21 protein-coding genes are annotated in these 20,155 nt (G+C 63.9%); 11 read left to right on the forward strand and 10 right to left on the reverse strand.

Going from position 1 to position 20,155, the window contains the following annotated elements; all coding sequences use genetic code 11:
• Positions 1 to 18 precede the first annotated feature (18 nt).
• From BT183_RS11595 to BT183_RS11605, 3 genes are all read right to left on the reverse strand, one after another.
• A complete protein-coding gene (locus BT183_RS11595; RefSeq protein ID WP_072343033.1) occupies positions 19 to 378 on the reverse strand; it encodes a helix-turn-helix domain-containing protein in 360 nt (119 codons plus the stop codon).
• Positions 375 to 881 (reverse strand): Smr/MutS family protein, encoded by a 507-nt coding sequence (locus BT183_RS11600; RefSeq protein ID WP_177282497.1) that lies wholly within the window; start codon positions 879 to 881, stop codon positions 375 to 377. The genes BT183_RS11595 and BT183_RS11600 overlap by 4 nt, the downstream gene beginning before the upstream one ends.
• A gap of 138 nt (positions 882 to 1,019) precedes the next feature.
• Positions 1,020 to 1,745, reverse strand: a complete 726-nt coding sequence (locus BT183_RS11605) for a Tim44/TimA family putative adaptor protein (protein ID WP_072343039.1) — start codon at positions 1,743 to 1,745, stop codon at positions 1,020 to 1,022.
• Between the two features lie 149 nt (positions 1,746 to 1,894).
• Here BT183_RS11605 and BT183_RS11610 point away from each other — a divergent pair, with 149 nt between their 5' ends.
• Positions 1,895 to 2,362: an FxsA family protein gene (locus BT183_RS11610; protein WP_072343042.1), complete on the forward strand. Its 468-nt coding sequence runs from the start codon at positions 1,895 to 1,897 to the stop codon at positions 2,360 to 2,362.
• Positions 2,363 to 2,479: 117 nt separating this feature from the next.
• On the forward strand, positions 2,480 to 3,007 hold the full coding sequence (secB, locus tag BT183_RS11615) for a protein-export chaperone SecB (RefSeq protein ID WP_072343045.1): 528 nt from the start codon (positions 2,480 to 2,482) through the stop codon (positions 3,005 to 3,007).
• A 46-nt stretch (positions 3,008 to 3,053) separates the two neighbouring features.
• Here the strand turns inward: secB and dnaQ are convergent, their stop codons facing one another.
• From dnaQ to BT183_RS11635, 4 genes are read right to left on the reverse strand one after another with little or no spacing between them, the layout of a single operon-like run.
• Positions 3,054 to 3,761 (reverse strand): DNA polymerase III subunit epsilon, encoded by a 708-nt coding sequence (gene dnaQ, locus BT183_RS11620; RefSeq protein WP_072344662.1) that lies wholly within the window; start codon positions 3,759 to 3,761, stop codon positions 3,054 to 3,056.
• The gene (gene coaE / locus BT183_RS11625) at positions 3,761 to 4,360 is read right to left on the reverse strand and encodes a dephospho-CoA kinase (RefSeq protein ID WP_072343048.1); all 600 of its coding nucleotides are present in this window, start codon (positions 4,358 to 4,360) and stop codon (positions 3,761 to 3,763) included. The genes dnaQ and coaE overlap by 1 nt, the downstream gene beginning before the upstream one ends.
• Positions 4,360 to 5,190: a shikimate dehydrogenase gene (locus BT183_RS11630; RefSeq protein WP_072343051.1), complete on the reverse strand. Its 831-nt coding sequence runs from the start codon at positions 5,188 to 5,190 to the stop codon at positions 4,360 to 4,362. Before BT183_RS11630 ends, coaE begins: the two co-directional genes overlap by 1 nt.
• On the reverse strand, positions 5,187 to 5,786 hold the full coding sequence (locus BT183_RS11635) for a Maf family protein (protein ID WP_072343054.1): 600 nt from the start codon (positions 5,784 to 5,786) through the stop codon (positions 5,187 to 5,189). Before BT183_RS11635 ends, BT183_RS11630 begins: the two co-directional genes overlap by 4 nt.
• Before the next feature lie 373 nt (positions 5,787 to 6,159).
• Between BT183_RS11635 and hemE the strand changes: the two genes are divergently transcribed.
• The 8 genes from hemE (at position 6,160) to BT183_RS11675 (ending at position 14,619) form a co-directional block, all read left to right on the forward strand.
• Complete coding sequence (hemE, locus tag BT183_RS11640; protein WP_084603474.1) at positions 6,160 to 7,245, forward strand: uroporphyrinogen decarboxylase; 1,086 nt, start codon at positions 6,160 to 6,162, stop codon at positions 7,243 to 7,245.
• 5 nt (positions 7,246 to 7,250) lie between these two features.
• Positions 7,251 to 7,676 (forward strand): protoporphyrinogen oxidase HemJ, encoded by a 426-nt coding sequence (gene hemJ / locus BT183_RS11645; protein ID WP_072343060.1) that lies wholly within the window; start codon positions 7,251 to 7,253, stop codon positions 7,674 to 7,676.
• A gap of 158 nt (positions 7,677 to 7,834) precedes the next feature.
• Positions 7,835 to 9,100 carry a transcription termination factor Rho gene (gene rho, locus BT183_RS11650; protein WP_072343063.1) on the forward strand — a complete coding sequence of 422 codons (1,266 nt, stop codon included), beginning with the start codon at positions 7,835 to 7,837 and terminating at the stop codon, positions 9,098 to 9,100.
• Between the two features lie 12 nt (positions 9,101 to 9,112).
• Positions 9,113 to 10,405 carry a tRNA uridine-5-carboxymethylaminomethyl(34) synthesis GTPase MnmE gene (gene mnmE / locus BT183_RS11655; RefSeq protein WP_244545319.1) on the forward strand — a complete coding sequence of 431 codons (1,293 nt, stop codon included), beginning with the start codon at positions 9,113 to 9,115 and terminating at the stop codon, positions 10,403 to 10,405.
• Between the two features lie 36 nt (positions 10,406 to 10,441).
• Entirely contained in the window at positions 10,442 to 12,304 is a 1,863-nt protein-coding gene (mnmG, locus tag BT183_RS11660; RefSeq protein ID WP_072343067.1) for a tRNA uridine-5-carboxymethylaminomethyl(34) synthesis enzyme MnmG, read from the forward strand.
• The gene (gene rsmG / locus BT183_RS11665; RefSeq protein ID WP_072343070.1) at positions 12,294 to 12,914 is read left to right on the forward strand and encodes a 16S rRNA (guanine(527)-N(7))-methyltransferase RsmG; all 621 of its coding nucleotides are present in this window, start codon (positions 12,294 to 12,296) and stop codon (positions 12,912 to 12,914) included. The genes mnmG and rsmG overlap by 11 nt, the downstream gene beginning before the upstream one ends.
• A gap of 21 nt (positions 12,915 to 12,935) precedes the next feature.
• Positions 12,936 to 13,733, forward strand: coding sequence for a ParA family protein (locus BT183_RS11670; RefSeq protein WP_143145773.1), 798 nt, complete (start codon positions 12,936 to 12,938; stop codon positions 13,731 to 13,733).
• 10 nt (positions 13,734 to 13,743) lie between these two features.
• Positions 13,744 to 14,619, forward strand: a complete 876-nt coding sequence (locus BT183_RS11675; protein ID WP_072343076.1) for a ParB/RepB/Spo0J family partition protein — start codon at positions 13,744 to 13,746, stop codon at positions 14,617 to 14,619.
• A 119-nt stretch (positions 14,620 to 14,738) separates the two neighbouring features.
• On the opposite strand, the gene holA is transcribed toward BT183_RS11675, so the two are convergent.
• The 3 genes from holA to leuS all read right to left on the reverse strand — a co-directional run bounded on the left by holA (position 14,739) and on the right by leuS (position 19,251).
• Positions 14,739 to 15,758 carry a DNA polymerase III subunit delta gene (holA, locus tag BT183_RS11680; RefSeq protein ID WP_072343079.1) on the reverse strand — a complete coding sequence of 340 codons (1,020 nt, stop codon included), beginning with the start codon at positions 15,756 to 15,758 and terminating at the stop codon, positions 14,739 to 14,741.
• 204 nt (positions 15,759 to 15,962) lie between these two features.
• Complete coding sequence (locus BT183_RS11685) at positions 15,963 to 16,343, reverse strand: LPS assembly lipoprotein LptE (RefSeq protein WP_072343082.1); 381 nt, start codon at positions 16,341 to 16,343, stop codon at positions 15,963 to 15,965.
• Positions 16,344 to 16,635: 292 nt separating this feature from the next.
• Positions 16,636 to 19,251 (reverse strand): leucine--tRNA ligase, encoded by a 2,616-nt coding sequence (gene leuS, locus BT183_RS11690; protein WP_244545320.1) that lies wholly within the window; start codon positions 19,249 to 19,251, stop codon positions 16,636 to 16,638.
• A 105-nt stretch (positions 19,252 to 19,356) separates the two neighbouring features.
• Between leuS and BT183_RS11695 the strand changes: the two genes are divergently transcribed.
• Positions 19,357 to 20,067: a YggS family pyridoxal phosphate-dependent enzyme gene (locus BT183_RS11695; RefSeq protein WP_072343088.1), complete on the forward strand. Its 711-nt coding sequence runs from the start codon at positions 19,357 to 19,359 to the stop codon at positions 20,065 to 20,067.
• The last annotated feature ends 88 nt before the right edge of the window (positions 20,068 to 20,155 follow it).

Genomic DNA, 20,155 nt, shown 5'->3' on the forward strand with positions numbered 1-20,155 from the left:
CGTCTAACGCGCGCCGGATCAGCTGACCCGGCGCATCACTTCCCGATTGAGGGCCACCAGATCCTCAGGGGAGAGCCGGGCGATATCGCGGGCCAGGCGGTTGGCGAGTTCGGTTGCCTCGGGCGCAAGGCCGGCCGTATCGATCGTGACCCTGGGGTCGCTCATCTCGGCGAGGCGCTGCAACTCTTCGGCTTCGTCCCAGATGACGTTGAAATAGGCGATGATGCGCTGCAGCAGCAGCCAGGTCGGCTTGCCGCGCTTGCCGTGCTCGAGCGCCGACAGATAGGCGCTCGAGACCCGCAGGGCGGTCGCCATATCCTTGAGCGTCACGCCCCGCTCCTCCCGGAGAGCCCTGAGCTTTGCGCCGAGCGGGGTCATGGCTTTACGCGCCCCGGAGCGATCCGCCCCGGCGCCTTGAGCCGCACATAGAACGCGCCGTCCCCGCCATGGCCCTGCACCGCGCTGTCCCAGCCGGCGACGAGCGGCGCCAAGTCTGGCGATGACAGCCAGATCGGCAGCATGCCGCGCAGCACGCCGCGCTCGAAGGAAACGAGAAGATCCTCATCACGCAGCGGCACGCGGCCGCCCTTGCCGGTGATCACCAGCAGGGTGCGGTCGCCGCGCGCGGCGCGCGCATGAATGAAGCGGGAGAGCGCGGCATGCGCTTCGGACTGGCGCATGCCATGCAGGTCGATGCGCGCATCGATGCCGATCCGTCCCCGCCCGAGCTTCTTTTTGAGCTTGGGCTCGATCACCGTGCCCGGTGGGGTCTGGGCAGAAGGATGGTCGGGGCGGTAAGGCGGCAGAAACGGTGCCTTGGGGATGCGCGTGAACCGTGGCGGCGCCTTGCGCGCCACAGGCTCGGGGATCGGTAGCGTCAACTCCGCGGCCGGCTCAGGCTCGACAACCGCCGCAAACCGCAAGGGGGTGATCGATCGGGCGACCTCTGACCACAAATGCCAATCGGGCAGGGACGGCCGCGCCGGTCCGCGTTTCGACATAGGACCGTCCCGGCACCGCTATTCGAGCTGGCTGGTGGCCGCGAGCTTCCAATTGGGATCGCGCGACTTCGGGCTGCGTGCAAAGGTCCATTCGTCGGCGATATTGGCGACCTGGTCGGCATTGCCCTCGATGAGCGTGCCGTCCTTGGCGCGGGTGGCCGACACAACTTCGGCGTAGAACCGCACGGTGACCTGCTCGAGCTTCTTGTCAGCGGAAGCGTCGGAGATCTCGATGCGCGGCAGGCCCACAAAGGTGAAGTCGATGCTGTGGCCGGCAGCTTCCCGCTCGTCGATGACGCGCTCGAAGCCGTCATAGACGTCCTTCTCAAGAAGGTTGCGCAGCGTCTTCTTGTCGCCCGCGGCAAAGGCAGTGACGATCATCTCATAGGCAGCCTTGGCGCCTTCGAGGAAGCCCTTGGGGCTGAAAGACGGATCGACCTCGACCACCTGGCGCAGCGATTGGGCCAGTCCGGCATCGCCGCGCGAGAAGGTCTCGATCTCGCTTTCGAGCTTCCTCGCCCGCCGTTCGGCATCATCATCACTGGGTGTTTCGACAGGACGTGGCCGCATGGGAACGACCGTATCGTCGGCTTTCACGCCGTCCTTGGCCGCATCGCGGCGAAACCGGTCGACGGGCGGTTTTTCCGTGCCGGTCCGTGTCCCCAGCACCGAGCGGAGCCGGAACAGGATGACGATCGCCAGACCTATGACGATGAGGGTGGGGAGATCGAGAAACTCGGCCATCGGTCTTCTGCACCATGCGGGAGAAATGTCGAGGGCGCCTTACGGGACCCGGTGTGGCACCCTATATAGGGTGCTGATCCGATATAGGGAATGGTTCACCTCAAAGCCAGTTCACGCTTTGTCGAGGACCACAGCCGGAAAGGACCGGAATGGCCCCCGCGTTACTGCTCTTTATCGTGCTCCTGCCGCTCGTCGAAATCGCCCTCTTCATACTCGTGGGGCAGGCGATCGGATTGGTGCCGACATTGCTTCTCGTGGTCGCGGCGGCGATCGGGGGCGCGATCGTCCTGCGCCTTCAGGGGCTTTCGGTCCTCTCCCGCATGCGCATGACGATGAGCCAGGGCGAACTGCCGGCCCGGGCCATCGCCGATACCATGCTGATCGGGATTGCCGGCGTGCTGCTGTTTCTTCCGGGCTTTTTCACCGACATCCTGGCGCTGTTGCTTCTGATACCAGCCGTCCGCACCGCGCTTTATCGGTTCATGGGCGCACGCATGAAGGTCGTGGTGGCGACGCCCGGCGTCTACACCACCACCTCGTATCGCACCGGCGGACCCAAGCGGATCGAGGACGAGGGCACCATCGATCTGGATGACGAGAACTGGCGGCAACGCTGAACCCATCGGCCGCAATCACCGGGCAATGGGCGCCCCGCCTTGTCGCTCGGGCGCAAAGATGCTAGCCAGCGCCCCACACGAAAGCCCATCAAGCGCTTAAGAACAGAGGATCGAGAGATGGCCGACGAGACTGCCGACACCCCCGCTCAGCAGGCGGCTAACGCCCCCTCCATGAATCTCATCGGTCAGTATATCCGCGACCTCTCCTTCGAAAATCCGGGTGCGCCGGCATCGATCATGGCGGGCGGGCCAAACCCGAACTTCCAGGTCAACATCAATGTCGGGGTCAAGAAGCAGTCCGACGATGTCTATGCCATCGAGCTGACGCTCAACGCCAAGGCCGAACGCGACGCCAAGACGCTGTTTGCGGTCGAGCTGGTCTATGGCGGCGTCTTCCGCCTGCGCAACGTGCCGGAATCGCAGCTGGCTCCGCTCCTGATGGTGGAATGCCCGCGGCTGATCTTCCCGTTCGCCCGCCAGGTGCTCGCCAGCGTCACCCAGCAGGGCGGCTTCCCGCCCCTGATGATGGAGCCGGTCGACTTCATGGCGATTTATCGCCAGAATCTTCAGGCTCTCGCTGCCCAGCAGGCGGCCAAGGGCGGTGCGCCGGCGCCGGCCAATGGCGACGCGCCCAAGCCCAACTGATACAGACCCTTATCGGTCCAACGTCGAGAATTGCGAAGGGGTCGGCTCAGCCGGCCCCTTCTTCATAACTGCGCCAGAGGGCCGCTTCGCCCAGGCTCTCGATCATGGCGGCATGGGCAAGCAGCGCAGCCTCGTCGAGGCGCGGCGCCAGCGGCACGGGGCGCGGACGGGCCGGGGTCGCGACGATCGCCTCGCCCTGGCGCTGATGGGTCTCGCGCATTTCGGCCACGAGGCTGAGCGCGACCTGGCGACCGCCGATGAGCTCGAGATAGACCTCGGCAAGGATCTCGGAGTCGAGCAGCGCGCCATGCAGCGTGCGCTTGGAATTGTCGATGCCATAATGCTTGCAGAGCGCATCGAGGCTGACCCGCGCGCCCGGATGACGCTGACGCGCAACGAACACCGTATCGATGACCTCATTGCCCAGCGTCGGCAGGCCGGCGCGCTGCAACTCGGCGTTAAGGAAACCCATGTCGAAGGCTGCATTGTGGATGATGAGCCGGGCGTCGCCGATAAAGCGCCGGAAGTCGTCGGCAACATCCTTGAACAGCGGCTTGTCCGAGAGGAAGGCCTCGGAGAGGCCATGCACCTTGAAGGCCTCCTCGGGCATGTCGCGCTGAGGATTGATATAGACGTGAAAATGCTTGCCCGTCGGGATGTGGTTCAGAAGCTCGACGCAGCCGATCTCGACGATGCGGTCGCCGCGCAGCGCCTCGAGGCCGGTGGTTTCAGTATCAAGGACGATTTCACGGATCATGGTCGGGCCTGGGCCTTGGCTCTTTCCTGCGCGATGATGGCGTTCACGGCCGCACGCGTCTCATCGAAACTGCCCGAGGTATCGACCACATGGTCGGCGCGCGCAAGCTTTTCCCCTTGGGGCATCTGGCGCGCGAGGATGGCATCGAGCTTGTCCGGTGTCATCCCCGGCCGGGCCAGCGCCCGCTGACGCTGGATCTCTGGCGTGCAGATGGTGACGATCACGGCATCGAAGCCCCAGTCATGGCCGCTTTCAAAGAGCAGCGGAATATCGACCACGGCCAGGTCTGCGCCCGAAGCGTCCGCTCGGTTCAAAAAATCCCCGATTTCGCTCCGCACCATGGGGTGAACAAGGCGTTCGAGCGCCGCAAGGTTCTGCGGCTGGCCCAGCACTTTATGGGCGAGGGCGGCACGATCGACCTCTCCATCCCGTACCATACCGGGGAACAGCGCTTCGATGGGCCGGCGGGCCGCCCCGGCATAGAGCGCATGGACGGCCGCGTCGGCCGAAAAGACCGGAATGCCTTGAGCCTTAAATTCCGCCAGGGCCGTCGACTTGCCGGTGGCGATCGAGCCAGTGAGTCCGAGACGCCGCATCACAGGGTGGCCTCGATCAGCCGGCGCAGATCCGCTGTAACCTCGGGCTCGACCCCGAACCACAGCGCAAACCCGGGCGCCGCCTGATGCAGGAGCATGCCGAGACCATCCACGGTGCGGAGCCCGAGGCGACGGGCCTCGGCAAGGAAGGGAGTTTCGAGCGGCACATAGACGATGTCGGTCACCACGGCATCACGCGGCAGTCGGGAAAAGTCGATGCCCTCGAAGCGCGTGCCATGCATGCCGAGCGTCGTGGTGTTGACGACGAGGCGCGCGCTTTCGGCAAGGTGGGCGAAGTCATCGAGGTCACCTGCCCGCAATCCGCCTGCCAGATCATCGACGAGGGCCTCGGCGCGGGCCCGGGTGCGGTTGAGCACATGGACCTCGCCCATGCGCAGGGCCAGACCTGCGGCTACGGCGCGGGCGGCCCCGCCGGCCCCGAGCACGATGGCGCGCCCCCTGCCCTCATCCCAACCCGGCGCAGCTGCATCGAGATTGGCTAGAAAGCCCACGAGGTCGGTGTTCTGGCCATAGACCATCAGTCCGTCGCTTGTGGGCAGGGTCGAAAGCGTGTTGAAGGCCTTGAGGTGGCAGGTATCGACATCCTGGAAATCGCAGAGGGCGAATGCGGCCTCCTTGTGCGGCACCGTGACGTTTCCGCCGGCGAATTCTCCTGCGCGGATCCGATCGAAAAACTGCGGCAGGGCTTCGGGGGTGACGTCGATGGCTTCATAGCTGCCGGGGATGCCATAGGTCTTGAGCCAGTGACCATGGATCAGCGGAGAGCGCGAATGGGCTATGGGATGGCCGATGACGAAGGCTCTGGTCACGTCTTTACCGGGCTGAGCGTTTGGGGAGCATGGACACGCAGGGCAGCGAGCAGAGGCAAAAGCGGCAGCCCCAGAATGGTGAAATAATCGCCTTCCACGCGGGAAAACAGCCGGATGGATGGTCCCTCGAGCCTGTAGGCGCCCACCGAGCCCAATACGCCCTCGCCTTCGAGCGCAAGCACCTCATCGCGCTCGTCGGCAGAAAAGTCGCGCATCGCAAGTCGGGCCGTGTCGAGCGTCGACCAAAGCACCATGCCGTCACGCACCAGTGCCACGCCGGCATGAAGCGCGTGGGTACGATCGCGCAGGGCATCGAGCCGCGCGCGGGCCGCCTCGAGGTCGCTGGCCTTGTGCAGCACCGCGCCATCCAGTGCCAGCACCTGATCGGCGCCAATGACCACCGCATTGGGGACAAGCATGCTCACGGCGCGCGCCTTGGCGATGGCAAGCCCTTCCGCGATCGCACCGGGCGACTGGTCGGGCATCTGCGCTTCGAGCAGACGTTCATCCACAGCCGCGGGCTCTGCCCGGAAGGACAGGCCTGCCCCGCTGAGAAGGTTGATCCGCGTACGACTCTGGCTGGCGAGAATGAGCATGGCAGGTGGTTTTCCACACACTTGTCCAAGGCTCAAGCCTCAAGATCAGCCTAGAGGCCGGCATTTCGAGGAGCGAGGGAGTTGTTCATATCCATCCCCAATTGCGTCCCCAACCTCCGGCGCAGCGGTGGGCGCGAGGGATGGGAGTCGATAATGGGGATAACCCTGGCGGTGAAGGGGCGCGGCGCAGCGCCGCCATACACGAGATATCCTCTCAAGACCTGCCGTTAAGACTTTGTTTACCAATCTTAATCAGCCGTTACTGACTCTATGCCGCCACATCCCTTAACAAGCCGTTAACGACGCCGTCTGCGCGCGCATGCCGCTGTGGGTCCCGATTGTGGGCAGACGTGAATTGGGGCAAAACACCGTCATGATAATGAAAATACAGAATCTAGATTCTTTTCAGGGGGATAGGCGACTGCCCGCATCGCGGACGGGGAAGCGCCTGCTCGACCTGGTTTTGGGCCATGAGCAGGAAAGGCCGCCTGTCTGGATTATGCGACAGGCCGGGCGCTACCTCCCTGAGTATCGCGCCCTGCGGCAGACGGCCGGCAGCTTTCTCGATCTTTGCTACACACCGGAGCTCGCAGCGGAGGTAACACTCCAGCCGCTGCGGCGCTTTCCCCTCGATGCGGCAATCCTCTTTTCCGATATCCTCGTCGTGCCCGACGCGATGGGCCGCACCGTGCGCTTCGAGCAGGGCGAAGGCCCACGGCTCGAACCGATCAGACCTGAGGACGTGGCTAATCTCAAGGGTGAGGAGGGGCTTGCCCACCTCGCGCCGGTGTTTGAGACCGTTCGGCTGGTGCGGGCTGGCCTCTCGCCGGAAAAGACCCTGATCGGCTTTTGTGGCTCACCCTGGACGGTGGCGACCTACATGATTGCCGGCCGCGGCACGACCGATCAGGGTCCTGCGAGGCTTTTTGCGCTGCAGCATCCGGAGGCCTTTGCGGCGCTGATCGATCGGCTGGTTGATTTCAGCATCGCTTATCTCGTTGAGCAGTTCCGTGCTGGTTGCGATGTGGTGCAGCTGTTCGAGAGCTGGGCCATGAACCTTGATGAGGTGGCGTTTGCCGAGCGGGTGATTGCCCCCAATCGCCGGATCGTCGAAGGGGTGCGCGCCGCTATTCCCGGTGCTCCGATCATCGGTTTTCCACGCGGCGCGGCGGGGCTCGTCGCGCGCTATGTCGAGGAGACGGGCGTCGACATGGTCGGGCTCGATTACGGCATGCCGGTGGACTTCGCCAACACAGCGCTGCCGGCTTCTGTCGGTGTGCAGGGCAATCTCGATCCGCTGCGGGTCGTGGTGGGCGGCGAGCAGATGCGTGAGCGGGCCCGGAGCATCATTGCCGGGTTCTCCGGCCGGCGCCATATTTTCAATCTCGGGCACGGCATCGTGCCCGAAACGCCGATCGCGCATGTCGAAGAGCTGATCAACCTCGTTCACAACGGATAAGCACCATGGAATGGGTCAAGGCCGCGCATGTGATTTCGGTCATCGCCTGGATGGCCGGGCTTTTCTACCTGCCGCGCCTCTATGTCTATCACGCCGATGCAGAGGTCGGATCGGTCCAGTCCGAGACCTTCAAGATTATGGAACGGCGGCTGCTGCGTGCCATCACCACACCGGCGATGATCGCGAGCTGGATCTTCGGGCTCTGGCTCATCCATCTTTATGGCAGCGCCATCTTCTCGATGGGCTGGATCTGGCTCAAGCTAGCCCTCGTGCTCGTGCTCTCCGGCTATCACGGCCTTCTTGCCCGGCATCGCAAGGCCTTTGCCACCGACAGCAACACGAGGCCCGCCCGCTATTTCCGGCTGATCAACGAAGTTCCAACCGTGCTGATGATCGGCATCGTCATCGCTGTGATCGTCAAGCCGTTCTGAGCCGCACCGCTTTGCCGCTTGAACCGCGGGCATGATTGCGCTAACGGTGCAGCGACGGGTTCGCCTTTTCTAAGGCTCGCGCTTCCCCAGCGTCGACACGCCTTGTCCTTTCCCCGCCGTCCATTCCCATCGCATTCGCCCAAGGGTCTCTTCACTCCATGGAAAACATGAAGCTCAGTGAGCTTAAGGCAAAATCTCCGGCCGAGCTCCTCGCCTTTGCCGAGGAACACGAGGTCGAGAACGCCTCGACCATGCGCAAGCAGGAGCTCATGTTTGCCATCCTCAAGGAGCTGGCGGCGCGCGAGGTGGATATCACCGGCGAGGGCGTAGTCGAGGTCCTGCCCGACGGGTTCGGCTTCCTGCGTTCACCCGATGCCAATTACCTTCCGGGCCCCGACGATATCTATGTCAGCCCCAGCCAGATCCGTCGCTTCGGCCTCAGGACAGGCGACACCGTCGAAGGCCAGATCCGGTCTCCCAAGGAGGGCGAGCGCTATTTCGCCCTTCTCAAGGTCAACACGATCAATTTCGAAGATCCCGAGACCGTCCGGCACAAGATCAATTTCGACAATCTCACCCCGCTCTATCCCGATGAGCGGCTGCGCATGGAAATTGCCGATCCTACCCTCAAGGATCGCAGCGCCCGCGTTATCGACCTGGTGGCGCCGCTCGGTAAGGGCCAGCGCGCGCTGATCGTGGCGCCGCCACGGACCGGCAAGACCGTTCTGTTGCAGAACATCGCCCAGTCGATCGCGATCAACCATCCCGAGTGCTACCTTATCGTGCTGCTCATCGACGAGCGGCCTGAGGAAGTGACCGACATGCAGCGGTCAGTCAAAGGCGAGGTTATTTCCTCAACCTTCGACGAGCCCGCCTCGCGCCACGTCCAGGTGGCCGAGATGGTGATCGAGAAGGCCAAGCGGCTGGTCGAGCACAAGCGGGATGTGGTTATCCTCCTCGATTCCATCACGCGTCTTGGCCGCGCCTACAACACTGTGGTTCCGAGCTCGGGCAAGGTGTTGACGGGTGGCGTCGACGCCAATGCCCTGCAGCGTCCCAAGCGCTTTTTCGGCGCCGCGCGCAATATCGAGGATGGCGGCTCTCTGACCATCATTTCGACGGCGCTGATCGATACGGGCAGCCGTATGGATGAAGTGATCTTCGAAGAATTCAAGGGCACGGGTAACTCGGAAATCGTGCTCGATCGCAAGGTGGCGGATAAGCGTGTCTTCCCCTCGATCGACGTCACCAAGTCCGGTACGCGCAAGGAAGAGCTGCTCGTCGAACCCGATATCCTGCGCAAGATGTATGTGCTGCGCCGCATCCTCAACCCCATGGGCACGGTGGACGCGATCGAGTTCCTGCTCGACAAGCTGCGGCAGACCAAGACGAACAGCGACTTCTTCGATTCGATGAACACCTGACGGGTGTCCCTGGTGCGCGACACGATCTTCGCGCTGTCGAGCGGGGCCCTGCCGGCTGGCGTTGCCGTCATTCGTCTGTCGGGCCCTGCGGCTGGGTCCGCGCTCATCGACATGACGGGCCCCCTGCCCCCGCCGCGGCGGCTCGTCCTGCGGGACGTCCGCGTCGGCTCGGCGACACTCGATCGCGCGCTGATTGTCTGGATGCCCGCTCCGGGGAGCTTTACCGGCGAAGATACTGCCGAGTTGCACCTGCATGGGTCTCCCGCGCTGGTCCGTAAGATTCTGGGCGAACTGGGCGGCAGGCACGGCTTACGTCTGGCGAGGCCGGGCGAATTTACCCAGCGCGCGTTTGAGGCCGGGAAACTCGACCTCGTGGCGGCCGATGGGCTGGCTGATCTTTTAGGCGCCGAGACCGAGAACCAGCGGCGCCTGGCACAGAGCCGCTTCGAGGGCGGACTGTCAGAACGTCTCGAGGGTTGGCGCGAGCGGCTCCTCGATCTTCGCGCCGAGCTCGAGGGTGCGCTGGACTTCTCGGACGAAGGTGACGTCGGAGAGTTCCTGCCGCCCGATTTTGCCGAGCGCGTTGCCGATCTGGCGCGGGCCTTTGAGCAGAGTGCCGATACCTATGGTCGCGGGCGGATCATACGAGAGGGCCTGCGCGTCGTCATCGCCGGCCCGCCAAATGCCGGAAAATCCAGCCTTATCAATGCTCTTGCACGCTCAGACATCGCCATCGTCACGGCGGAAGCCGGCACAACCCGAGACGTTCGGGAAGTCCCCATCGATCTCGAGGGGCAACTGGTTGTTCTCGTCGACACGGCTGGCCTGAGGACAACGGACAGCCTCGCCGAGGCGGAGGGCATCCGGCGCGCGCACCTCGCCATAGACACCGCCGATGTCGTGCTCTGGCTCCAGGCACCCGACGTCCCTACGGATCTCGTTGCACCGCACCATCCGGAAGTCTGGACGATATCGAGCAAGGCGGACCTGGGTGCATCTGCACCCGGAACCCTCCCAATTTCAACACTTAACGCCGACGGTCTCGATCCTCTCCTGTTGCGCCTGACAGCGTTTCTAGCCGATTTCGATGCCGGGCAATCCGTACTCATCAGCCATGAGCGCGACAGGCAGGCCTTGAGTTCGGCGGCGAGCGGACTTAGGGAAGCACTCTCGTGTCTTGACCGGCCAGAGATCGCAGCCAGCTTGATCGGCACGGCGACGACATCGCTCGATCGCCTGATCGGCCGCGTCGACCCCGAACATGTGCTCGATGCACTCTTTTCGCGGTTCTGCATCGGGAAGTGACTGGCCGATGATTCACGTGAAACGCAGGTGGCGGTCATGACTGATTTCGGGGTGATCATCGTCGGTGGCGGCCATGCCGGCTGCGAAGCTGCGGCCGCTTCCGCCCGTATGGGCGTACCGACGGCCCTCGTCACCCATCGCTTCGATACCATCGGCGAGATGAGCTGCAACCCGGCCATTGGAGGCCTTGGCAAAGGCCATCTGGTGCGAGAGATCGATGCGCTCGACGGCGTCATGGGCGTGGTCGCCGATGCTGCCGGCATCCAGTTTCGCGTGCTCAATCGAAGGAAAGGTCCAGCCGTGCGCGGGCCTCGCGCTCAAGCCGACAGGCGGCTCTATCGCAGTGCCATGCAGAGGAAGATGCGCGGTACACCGGATCTCGACATCATAGAAGGTGAGGTCGATGATCTGGTGCTCGACGATGGTACCGTGTCGGGCGTCCGTCTTCGTGACGGCCGGGTTTTGACAGCGTCATCCGTGGTCCTGACGACTGGTACCTTCCTGCGCGGTCTCATCCATCGCGGCGACGTCACCACGCCGGGCGGTCGTTTCGGCGAGGGTCCGGCGCTGGGGTTGTCCGAGCGCCTGATGGCGCTCAACCTGCACCTCGGGAGGCTGAAGACGGGCACACCGGCGCGACTTGACGCCAATTCGATCCGCTTCGACGAGCTGGAAATCCAGCACGGCGATGATCCGCCAGAACCGTTTTCGGCGCTGACCACGCAGCTCCTCAATCGGCAAGTCCCCTGCCATATCACGAGGACCACGGACGAGACGCACCGTGTCATCACGGATAATCTGCATCGGTCGGCGATGTACTCCGGCAAGATCACCGGGCGTGGCCCCCGCTATTGTCCATCGATCGAGGACAAGGTGGTCCGCTTTGCCGATCGCGACAGCCATCAGATCTTCCTCGAGCCGGAAGGTCTTGACGACGCGACGATCTATCCCAACGGACTGTCGACCTCTCTACCCGAAGACGTGCAGCTGCAGTTTCTGCAGACGCTGCCCGGTCTTGAAGACGTGAGGATTCTCCGTGCCGGCTACGCCATTGAATATGACTATGTGGATCCCCGCGAACTGACGCATGGGCTTGAACTGCGCGCCGTGCCCGGCCTGTTTCTGGCCGGTCAGATCAATGGCACAACGGGCTACGAGGAGGCCGCGGCCCAGGGCCTGGTGGCTGGAGCAAACGCTGCGCGAAAAGCGCGGGGTGAACTCGAATGGGTTCTGTCCCGCACGGAAAGCTATATCGGGGTGATGATTGATGATCTCGTCAGCCGGGGCGTCACCGAGCCCTACCGGATGTTCACCTCCCGTGCAGAATTCCGTCTTCATCTCCGCAGCGATAACGCAGACCAGCGGCTCACTGATGTTGGCGCATCGATCGGGCTGATCTCCCCGGAGCGTCTCGATCAGTATCGGCGCAAGAAGGCGGAGCTGGATACCGCACGGGTGAAGTTGGAATCGCGCATGGTGACACCCGGCGAGGCAGCGGCTGCAGGCATTACGGTTAATGCCGACGGTCGTCGCCGTTCGGTGTTCACGCTCCTGTCGTATCCGGACATTGATGCGAACGCGATGGTTGCCGCCTTCCCCGAGCTCGCAACAATCGAACGACCCACACTTGATCAGCTGGCCATCGATGCTCAATATGCAGTCTACCTTGACAGGCAGCGTGCCGACATTGCCTCGGTCAAGCGCGCGGAGGGCGAAATCCTGCCAGCGGATTTCGATTTCGCCGCGATCCCGGGCCTGTCGTCAGAACTGAAGCAGAAGCTCACGACATTCAGGCCAGCTACGATCGCCCAGGCTCAGATGCTCGAGGGAATGACGCCCGCCGCGCTGACGCTGATTGTCGCGGCTCTGCGACGGAGCGGTTTACGTCGTGCGGGGTGATCTATCGCGCTATTCCGGTTTCCTCACGCGGTCGGTTGGTGAGGTAACTCGCGACCTGGAATCTTATGCCTCGCTGATCCGAAAATGGAACGCAGCACAGAATCTTGTTTCACGTGAAACCACCGATCTCTGGGATAGGCACCTGATCGACGGCGTCCAGCTCGTCCGCTACATCCAAACGCACGAACGCATCCTGTGCGACATCGGGAGCGGCGGCGGTATCCCGGCAATCCCACTAGCGACCGCCCTAAAGGGGAGCAACCGGCGTCATTACCTGGTGGAGCCCATCGCCAAGAAGGCCGCGTTTCTCCGCCAAGTCCGCCGCGAGCTCGGTCTCGACGGGGTCGAGGTTCTGACGTCACGGATTGAAGACACCCTTCTACAGGCAGATTTGGTGACAGCGCGCGCCGTCACTGCGCTGACGCCGCTTCTCGGACTTGTTGCGCAGGTGATGGCGCCGACCGGGCGAGCCTTGCTCCACAAGGGCCGCGAACATGTTGACGAGATCGCTGCCGCGCGTGCCAAGTGGGCGTTCGATGTGATAGTGCATCCAAGCGACATCGATGGCGATGGCGTGATTCTTGAGGTCAGTTCCATCCGGCCTCTCTGAACCATCGGGCAGGAGGCAGCGGTGCCACGCATCTTGACCTTGGCGAACCAGAAGGGCGGGGTCGGCAAGACCACCACCGCCATAAACCTCGCGACCGCCCTTGCGGCGATTGGCGAGCGCGTGCTGATCATCGACGTTGATCCGCAGGGCAATGCGTCGACGGGGCTCGGCATATCGCGGGCCGGTCGTGAAATTTCCAGCTATGACCTTCTCGTCGGAGAGTCGGACGTGGCTGGGGCGGCCGTGATGACGGATGTGCCGAATGTGGCCATTGTTCCGTCGACAATGGATCTGCTGGGCGTGGAGCTTGCGATCGCGGCTTCATCAGACCGTGCCTTCCGGCTTCGCGATGCGTTGCGCGGAATGGACGGGTTCCTGGTTGCCGGCAAGCCCGTGACCTATGTCCTGATCGATTGCCCGCCGTCTCTCAATCTCTTGACAATCAATGCCCTTGTCGCCGCAGATGCGGTGTTGGTGCCGCTGCAATGCGAGTTTTTCGCGCTCGAAGGGCTGAGCCAGCTGCTTCAGACCATCGAACACATCCGGTCGACGCTCAATCCGCGGCTATCGATCCAGGGCGTGGTGATGACGATGTTCGATAAGCGGAATAATCTGTCGGAGCAGGTGCTGACCGACGTGCGGTCCGAAATGGGCGATCTCGTTTACGACACCGTCATTCCGCGCAATGTGCGTCTGAGCGAGGCTCCGTCCTACGGCAAGCCGGCGCTGCTTTATGATTTGAAATGCGCTGGCAGCCAGGCGTATCTGCGATTGGCGACTGAAGTGATCCGGCGCGAGCGGCGCCTGCAGGCGGCCTGAGGAGGCGAAGATGACGGAACGACCGAGCCGCCTGGGACGTGGGCTTGCGGCCCTGATCGGCGACATGAATACGATCGACAGCCCCCGGGTGGCGGAATCATCCAATGGGTTGAAGCGGTTGCCGGTCGATTTCATCATCGCCAATCGCGCCAATCCGCGGCGGGAATTCAACGACGAGCAGCTTGCGGACCTTGCGAACTCGATTCGCGAAAAGGGCATCATGCAGCCCCTGCTGGTTCGGCCGACACGGGATCCGAACCAGTTCGAACTGATCGCGGGCGAGCGGAGGTGGCGGGCGGCGCAGAGGGCCGGGCTGCATGATGTTCCGGTGCTCATTCGCGATGTGGGCGACAAGGAAGCGCTCGAGCTTGCGATCATCGAAAACGTGCAGCGGGTGGATCTCAATGCGTTGGAAGAGGCGCAGGGTTATGGCCAGCTGATCGAGCAATTTGACTATACGCAGCAGGACCTTGCGCAAGTGATCGGCAAGAGCCGGTCGCATGTCGCCAATACCATGCGGCTGCTGAAACTGCCGGAGCCGGTCAAAGCCATGGTGGCCAAGGGCGACCTGACGGCGGGGCATGCGCGGGCGCTGATCACGGCCGGTGATCCTGAGGCTTTGGCCCGAATCATCGTGGAAAAGGGTCTATCGGTGCGTGAGGCCGAGGCGCTGGGTCAGGCCGAGGAGACGCCCCGGAAGTCGCCTAAACAGAGTGCGCCCAAGGTCAAGGATGCCGATACGACCGCACTCGAAAAGCGCCTGTCCAACATGCTGGGGCTCAATGTGGCCATTGCGCATGGGGAAAAGGGCGGGCGGATGGAGATCCGGTATTCGACGCTGGAGCAGCTCGATGCCATTTGCATGAAGCTGGCTGGCCAGAGCTAAGCGTTTGATTTAGCACGTAAAAGCGGGCTGTTTCACGTGAAGCGGACGACTTCTGCTGCTTCGGGATTCACGTGAAACATCCACGCAGGCACGTGAGATATCGTGCGAAAGCCGCTAAATCACGCGGCCGATCCCATGTAACACAGTGCCAGAAATGTTCGGCGCGCGATCGCCTCGGAGAGCGGGGCGTTGCGTCGGCTCTCGTTGATGCCGGTCAGGACGCGATCGGTTGCGGACGCGAGACGCTCTTCATCCCATGAGCGGAGCTGACGCTCGAAAGCAGCGCGACGAGAAAAGTGCGGACGGGGGCGCGCGCTATCCAGCACGGCGCGAGCGGGCTGGCCGCCATCGACTGCCAGCCTCCAGCGGCGCAGTGTAGTGAAATGGTTAAGCGCCATGGTTAATATTTGCTGAGGATCGACCTTGGCGGCGATGGCGCGGTTGAGGGCTCGCTCCATATTCTCGGCATGGCCTGAGCCGGCATTGTCGAGAATGGCATCGAGCATGAGCGCGGCGTTGTCAGCGCAAAGCGCGAGCACGTCGTCTCGGGTCACCGTTCCGCCGGGGCCGGCGAACAATACGAGCTTTTCCAATTCGGCGCGGGTGACAGCCCGGTCGTTGCCGAGACTGTCGCGGATGGCGGCCATGGCATCGGCATCGGCCCGAATGCCGGCCTTGGAGAATGTATCTGAGATCAGCCGGGCGACGGCTTCATCGCTGTCCGCGTAGCAGGGCAAGGCCCGCCCCAGCTTCTGGGCTTCGGCAAAGGCCCGCAGCGGGTCCTTGGCCGCAAGGTTGCCGGCTTCGATGATGATGGGGACAGCGAGATCGTCGATCAGTTCAGCGAGGGCCAGCACGGTGCCCTTGCCGGGGCTACGCAGATGCAGGACGCGACGTTCGCCGAACAGCGAGGTGCTGCGCGCTTCCACCGCCAGCCGCTGAGCGTCGCCGTCGAGGACGGCCTGGTCGAGCGTGACGATCTCGGCTTGGTCGCTGCCTTCGCCGGCGAGCGTTGCGACAAGGCGGGTGGCAACCTCGTTGACGAGGCCGGCGTCGGGACCATAGGCGAGGTAGACACCTACCCTGATGTCCGGGCGGATGATGTAGCGCTCGACTTCATGGGCTTTGAGGGCGGTCATTGCGGCTCGTAGGGGAAGGGTTAAGATCCCGGAGTGCCCGCCCTCGCCCTTCGACAGGCTCAGGGTGAGGGCTTTGAGGGCTCAGGGTGAGGGCTTGAGGGGGCAGGGTGAGGGCTTGGAGGGCTCAGCGGGAGGGCTTGGAGGATCAAGGGGAGGACTCCGCAGTCGGTATGCCAAGACCCGCCGGGAATGCACGTCTATGCGTCAGCGCGACAGGGCCCCGAGGAGGGCGAGGCGGAGGGATTCGGCGGCGGCTTTGGCGGCGCGCTCCTCCGCTTCCGTTCGGGCTGAAAAGTTCGCCAGCCCCTGGGCGTTTTCGGTGTACGAGGCCGAGGCGTTCCGCCGCACCTGCAGAAGTTCGCGTCCGCCGGGTCCGTCGAGAACCTTCGCCGTGGCGGTGACGGTTGCCTCGCGCGCATCGGCTGGTGCGGGGTTACTGCCCAAGGTGAGGTCGCGGCTATAGACCGAGGCGGTGACCTGGATCAGCGGGGCGGAGGGATCGGTGGTCTTGCCCAGTCGCAGGCCGAGTTCCTGGTAGATAACCTGTTCGAGCCGGTTGCGCGGCTCGGCATAGGCAAAGCTCATCTGGCGCGCGCCGATCTGGCCGTCGCTGTAGACGGGGGTGAGGCTGGAGCAGGCGGCGAGCGGGGCGATGAGGGCTGCGGTCAGGGCGAGGGCTTTGAGGAGGGTGGTTGGGCTTCTCGTTGGGCGAAGCTGAGCGGACGTGGGAAGAACGGGTTTCTGCCGAGAGACTGCACCCCTCACCCTGACCCTCTCCCCTGAGGGGAGAGGGGACGCCAGAACTGATGGTGTCGTGCCTGCGGTGAGCCGTCCTTTGACTTTTGCCCTAGGACTAGACTGCGCTGCCTTGGAAACTTCAAACCACCACATTGACGATCCTGTCGGGCACGACCACCACCTTGCGCGGGGGCTTGCCATCCAGCATGCGGGCAACGGCGTCCAGTGACAAGGCCTGGCGTTCGGCTTCTGCCGGATCGCAGCCCTTGGGCAACACCAGTTCGCCGCGCTTCTTGCCGTTGACCTGCACCGGGACGACGACGCTGTCGTCGACGAGCAGGGCAGGATCGACTTCGGGCCAGGCGGCATCGCAGGCCATGCCGGAATGGCCCAGTGCCTGCCAGCAGGTTTCGGCCAAATGCGGCATCATCGGGGCGATGAGTTGGACGAGGCGAGTGACGCCTTCGAGCAGGGCGGCCTGGCGGGCTTCGGGAGCAACCGAAACCAGCCCGACATAGCGGGAGAGGGCGTTGGCCAACTCGTAGATCTGCGCCACGGCGCGGTTGAAGCGCAGGCCTTCGATGTCGCCACCGACGGCATGAACGGCCCGATGGACGATGCGGCGGATGGCCTGCGCCTCGTCGTCAGGCGCGCCGGCGATGACCGGCGGATGGGCCAGAGCCTCGCCGACGAGCCGCCAGACGCGCTGCTGGAAGCGGCCCGCACCCTCGACGCCGGCTTCGGTCCACTCGACATCGCGCTCGGGCGGGGAATCGGACAGGATGAACCAGCGTGCGGCGTCGGCCCCATAGACCTTCAGGATGTCGTCGGGGTCGGTGCCGTTGCGCTTGGACTTCGAGATTTTCTCGACGGCGCCGATGCGGATGGGCGCATTGCTGGCGATCTCATAGCCGTTGCGCTGGCCGGCGACGGTCTCGAAGCGCACCTCTTCCGGCGAGAGCCAGCGGCCATCCTCGGACTTGTAGGTCTCGTGGGTCACCATGCCCTGGGTAAACATGCCCTTGAACGGCTCATCGAGATCGAGATGGCCGGTGGCCTTCATTGCGCGGGTGAAGAAGCGCGAATAGAGCAGGTGCAGGATCGCGTGCTCGACGCCGCCGATATACTGGTCGACCGGAAGCCAGCTGTTGGCCTCGGCCGGCACGGTGGGCGTATCGGCATCGGGCGCCGTGAAGCGGGCGAAATACCACGAGGAATCGACGAAGGTATCCATCGTGTCGGTCTCGCGACGGGCCGGGCGGCCGCATTGCGGGCAATCGACATGCTTCCAGGTGGGATGATGGTCGAGCGCGTTGCCGGGCTTGTCGAAGGTGACATCCTCGGGGAGCACCACCGGCAGGTCCTTCTTGGGGACGGGAACCGTGCCGCAGCTTTCGCAGTGAATGACCGGGATCGGGCAGCCCCAATAGCGCTGGCGCGAAATGCCCCAGTCGCGCAGGCGGAAATTGACCTCGACCTTGCCCTGCGGCTGGCCATCGACCTGGCGCGCGGCGAAGTATTCGGCGATGGCTTTCTTGCCCGCTTCGATGGAAAGACCATTAAGGAAGCCGGAATTGAACAGCGTGCCATCATCGGTGAAGGCATCGTTGGCGACCGAGAAGCTTGCCGGATCGGCGCCCTGCGGCAGCACGACCGGCAGCACCGGCAGATCGTATTTGCGGGCGAAATCGAGATCGCGCTGATCATGCGCCGGGCAGCCGAAAATGGCGCCGGTGCCGTAATCCATCAGCACGAAATTGGCGACATAGACGGGCAAGGTCTCGCCCGCATTGACCGGATGGCGCACGCGCAGGCCGGTGAAATGGCCGCGCTTTTCGGCCTTTTCGATGGTCTCGGTGGCTGTGCCCTGGCGATGGCATTCGGCGACGAATTCGGCCAGCGCCGGATCGTCGGCGGCAAGCTCAGTGGTCAGCGGATGATCGGGCGAGAGCGCGATGAAGGAGGCGCCGAAAATCGTGTCGGGCCGGGTGGTGAAGACCTCGATGCTGGTGGCCGTGGTGGCCGCGGAGGGCTCGAGCGCAAAGAGCAGGCGCAGGCCTTCGGACCGGCCGATCCAGTTGCGCTGCATGAGCCGCACTTTTTCGGGCCACTGGTCGAGCCCGTCGAGCGCCGACAAGAGCTCATCGGCATAGTCGGAGATCTTGAAGAACCACTGGGTCAGCTCGCGCTGCTCGACCACGGCGCCCGAGCGCCAGCCGCGCCCGTCGATCACCTGCTCGTTGGCGAGAACGGTCAGGTCCACCGGGTCCCAGTTGACCTTGGAATTCTTGCGGGTGATCAGCCCCTTGTCCAGCATGTCGAGGAACATCGCCTGCTGGTGGCGGTAATATTCGGGCTCGCAGGTGGCGACCTCGCGCGACCAGTCGATCGAGAGGCCCATCGACTTGAGCTGGGCCTTCATGGTCGCGATGTTCTGGCGCGTCCAGGTGCCGGGGTTGAGCTTACGCTCCATGGCGGCGTTTTCAGCCGGCAGGCCGAAGGCATCCCAGCCCATGGGATGCAGCACGTTGAAGCCCCGGGCGCGCTGGAAGCGGGCGACGACATCGCCCAGCGTGTAATTGCGCACATGGCCCATATGGATGCGGCCGGAGGGGTAGGGGAACATCTCGAGGACGTAGTAGCGCGGGCGCGGATCGTCGTTATGGACGGTGAAGGCGCCGGCTTCGTCCCATGCCTTCTGCCAGCGGGGTTCCTCGACGCGCGGATTGTAGCGCTCGGCCAATGGGGCGGTCACGATAGCGTCCTTCTGCGGGCTTGCTGTTGTATTCCGGGGGGCGTTGGGTTACCCGGACCATCATCAGAAATCCCCTTTGCGGTCAACAGTCGGGGCCCCTAAGCCATGGACGACACGCGTCTCGATGCCTCGGCGGCAGCGGCCGAGCGGCTTGCCATCATCACGCGCGAGATCGCGCGGGCGAGGGCGCGGTTCGGCCCGCCGGCCGAAGAGGTGACGCTGGTGGCGGTGTCCAAGACCTTCGCGGCGGAAGCGGTGCGGCCCTATCTTGTGGCCGGGCAGCGGGTGTTCGGGGAGAACCGCGTGCAGGAGGCCAAGGAGAAGTGGCCGGCGCTGCGGGAGGCGTTTCCCGATCTCGAACTGCACCTGATCGGGCCGTTGCAGACCAACAAGGCGCGCGATGCTGTGATGCTGTTCGATGTGATCCAGTCGGTGGATCGCGAGAAGCTGGCGCGGGTGCTGTCCGAGGAGATGGCGCGGGCGGGCAAGCAGCTGCCGGTTTTCGTGCAGGTCAATATCGGGGAAGAAGAGCAGAAGGCCGGCATCGCGCCATCCGAGGCGGTGGCGTTTGTGAAGACGTGCCGGACGACTTATGGGCTCGATGTGCGCGGGCTGATGTGCATTCCGCCCGAGGGCCAGCCGGCGGGGCCCTATTTCGCGCATCTGGCGCAGCTGGGGCGCGAGGCGGGGGTCAAGGCGCTGTCGATGGGGATGAGCGGGGATTTCGCGACGGCGATCGCGATGGGCGCGACGCATGTGCGGGTGGGCTCGGCGTTGTTCGGCTCACGGCCACCGCAAGGGATGGATCAGCGGTAAATCGCCGCGCAAACGAAACTTTCGCAAGTCAAATCACGTTCCCCGACCGTAACGGCTATTTGATTGGCCCGATCCGGCGTCTCGGCCG

It is taken from the genome of Devosia enhydra, from assembly GCF_900119845.1.
In the GTDB taxonomy this organism is placed as follows: Bacteria; Pseudomonadota; Alphaproteobacteria; order Rhizobiales; family Devosiaceae; genus FPKU01.

What these genes read in the sequence shown, in the direction of transcription:
- BT183_RS11675 (WP_072343076.1), top strand. Translation starts at nt 13,744, where the DNA reads ATGACGGAACGACCGAGCCGCCTGGGACGTGGGCTTGCGGCCCTGATC.
- BT183_RS11610 (WP_072343042.1), top strand. Translation starts at nt 1,895, where the DNA reads ATGGCCCCCGCGTTACTGCTCTTTATCGTGCTCCTGCCGCTCGTCGAA.
- BT183_RS11605 (WP_072343039.1), bottom strand. Translation starts at nt 1,745, where the DNA reads ATGGCCGAGTTTCTCGATCTCCCCACCCTCATCGTCATAGGTCTGGCG.
- holA (WP_072343079.1), bottom strand. Translation starts at nt 15,758, where the DNA reads ATGACCGCCCTCAAAGCCCATGAAGTCGAGCGCTACATCATCCGCCCG.
- BT183_RS11595 (WP_072343033.1), bottom strand. Translation starts at nt 378, where the DNA reads ATGACCCCGCTCGGCGCAAAGCTCAGGGCTCTCCGGGAGGAGCGGGGC.
- hemJ (WP_072343060.1), top strand. Translation starts at nt 7,251, where the DNA reads ATGGAATGGGTCAAGGCCGCGCATGTGATTTCGGTCATCGCCTGGATG.
- BT183_RS11635 (WP_072343054.1), bottom strand. Translation starts at nt 5,786, where the DNA reads ATGCTCATTCTCGCCAGCCAGAGTCGTACGCGGATCAACCTTCTCAGC.
- hemE (WP_084603474.1), top strand. Translation starts at nt 6,160, where the DNA reads ATGATAATGAAAATACAGAATCTAGATTCTTTTCAGGGGGATAGGCGA.
- mnmG (WP_072343067.1), top strand. Translation starts at nt 10,442, where the DNA reads ATGACTGATTTCGGGGTGATCATCGTCGGTGGCGGCCATGCCGGCTGC.
- rho (WP_072343063.1), top strand. Translation starts at nt 7,835, where the DNA reads ATGGAAAACATGAAGCTCAGTGAGCTTAAGGCAAAATCTCCGGCCGAG.
- BT183_RS11685 (WP_072343082.1), bottom strand. Translation starts at nt 16,343, where the DNA reads ATGAGCTTTGCCTATGCCGAGCCGCGCAACCGGCTCGAACAGGTTATC.
- secB (WP_072343045.1), top strand. Translation starts at nt 2,480, where the DNA reads ATGGCCGACGAGACTGCCGACACCCCCGCTCAGCAGGCGGCTAACGCC.
- BT183_RS11695 (WP_072343088.1), top strand. Translation starts at nt 19,357, where the DNA reads ATGGACGACACGCGTCTCGATGCCTCGGCGGCAGCGGCCGAGCGGCTT.
- coaE (WP_072343048.1), bottom strand. Translation starts at nt 4,360, where the DNA reads ATGCGGCGTCTCGGACTCACTGGCTCGATCGCCACCGGCAAGTCGACG.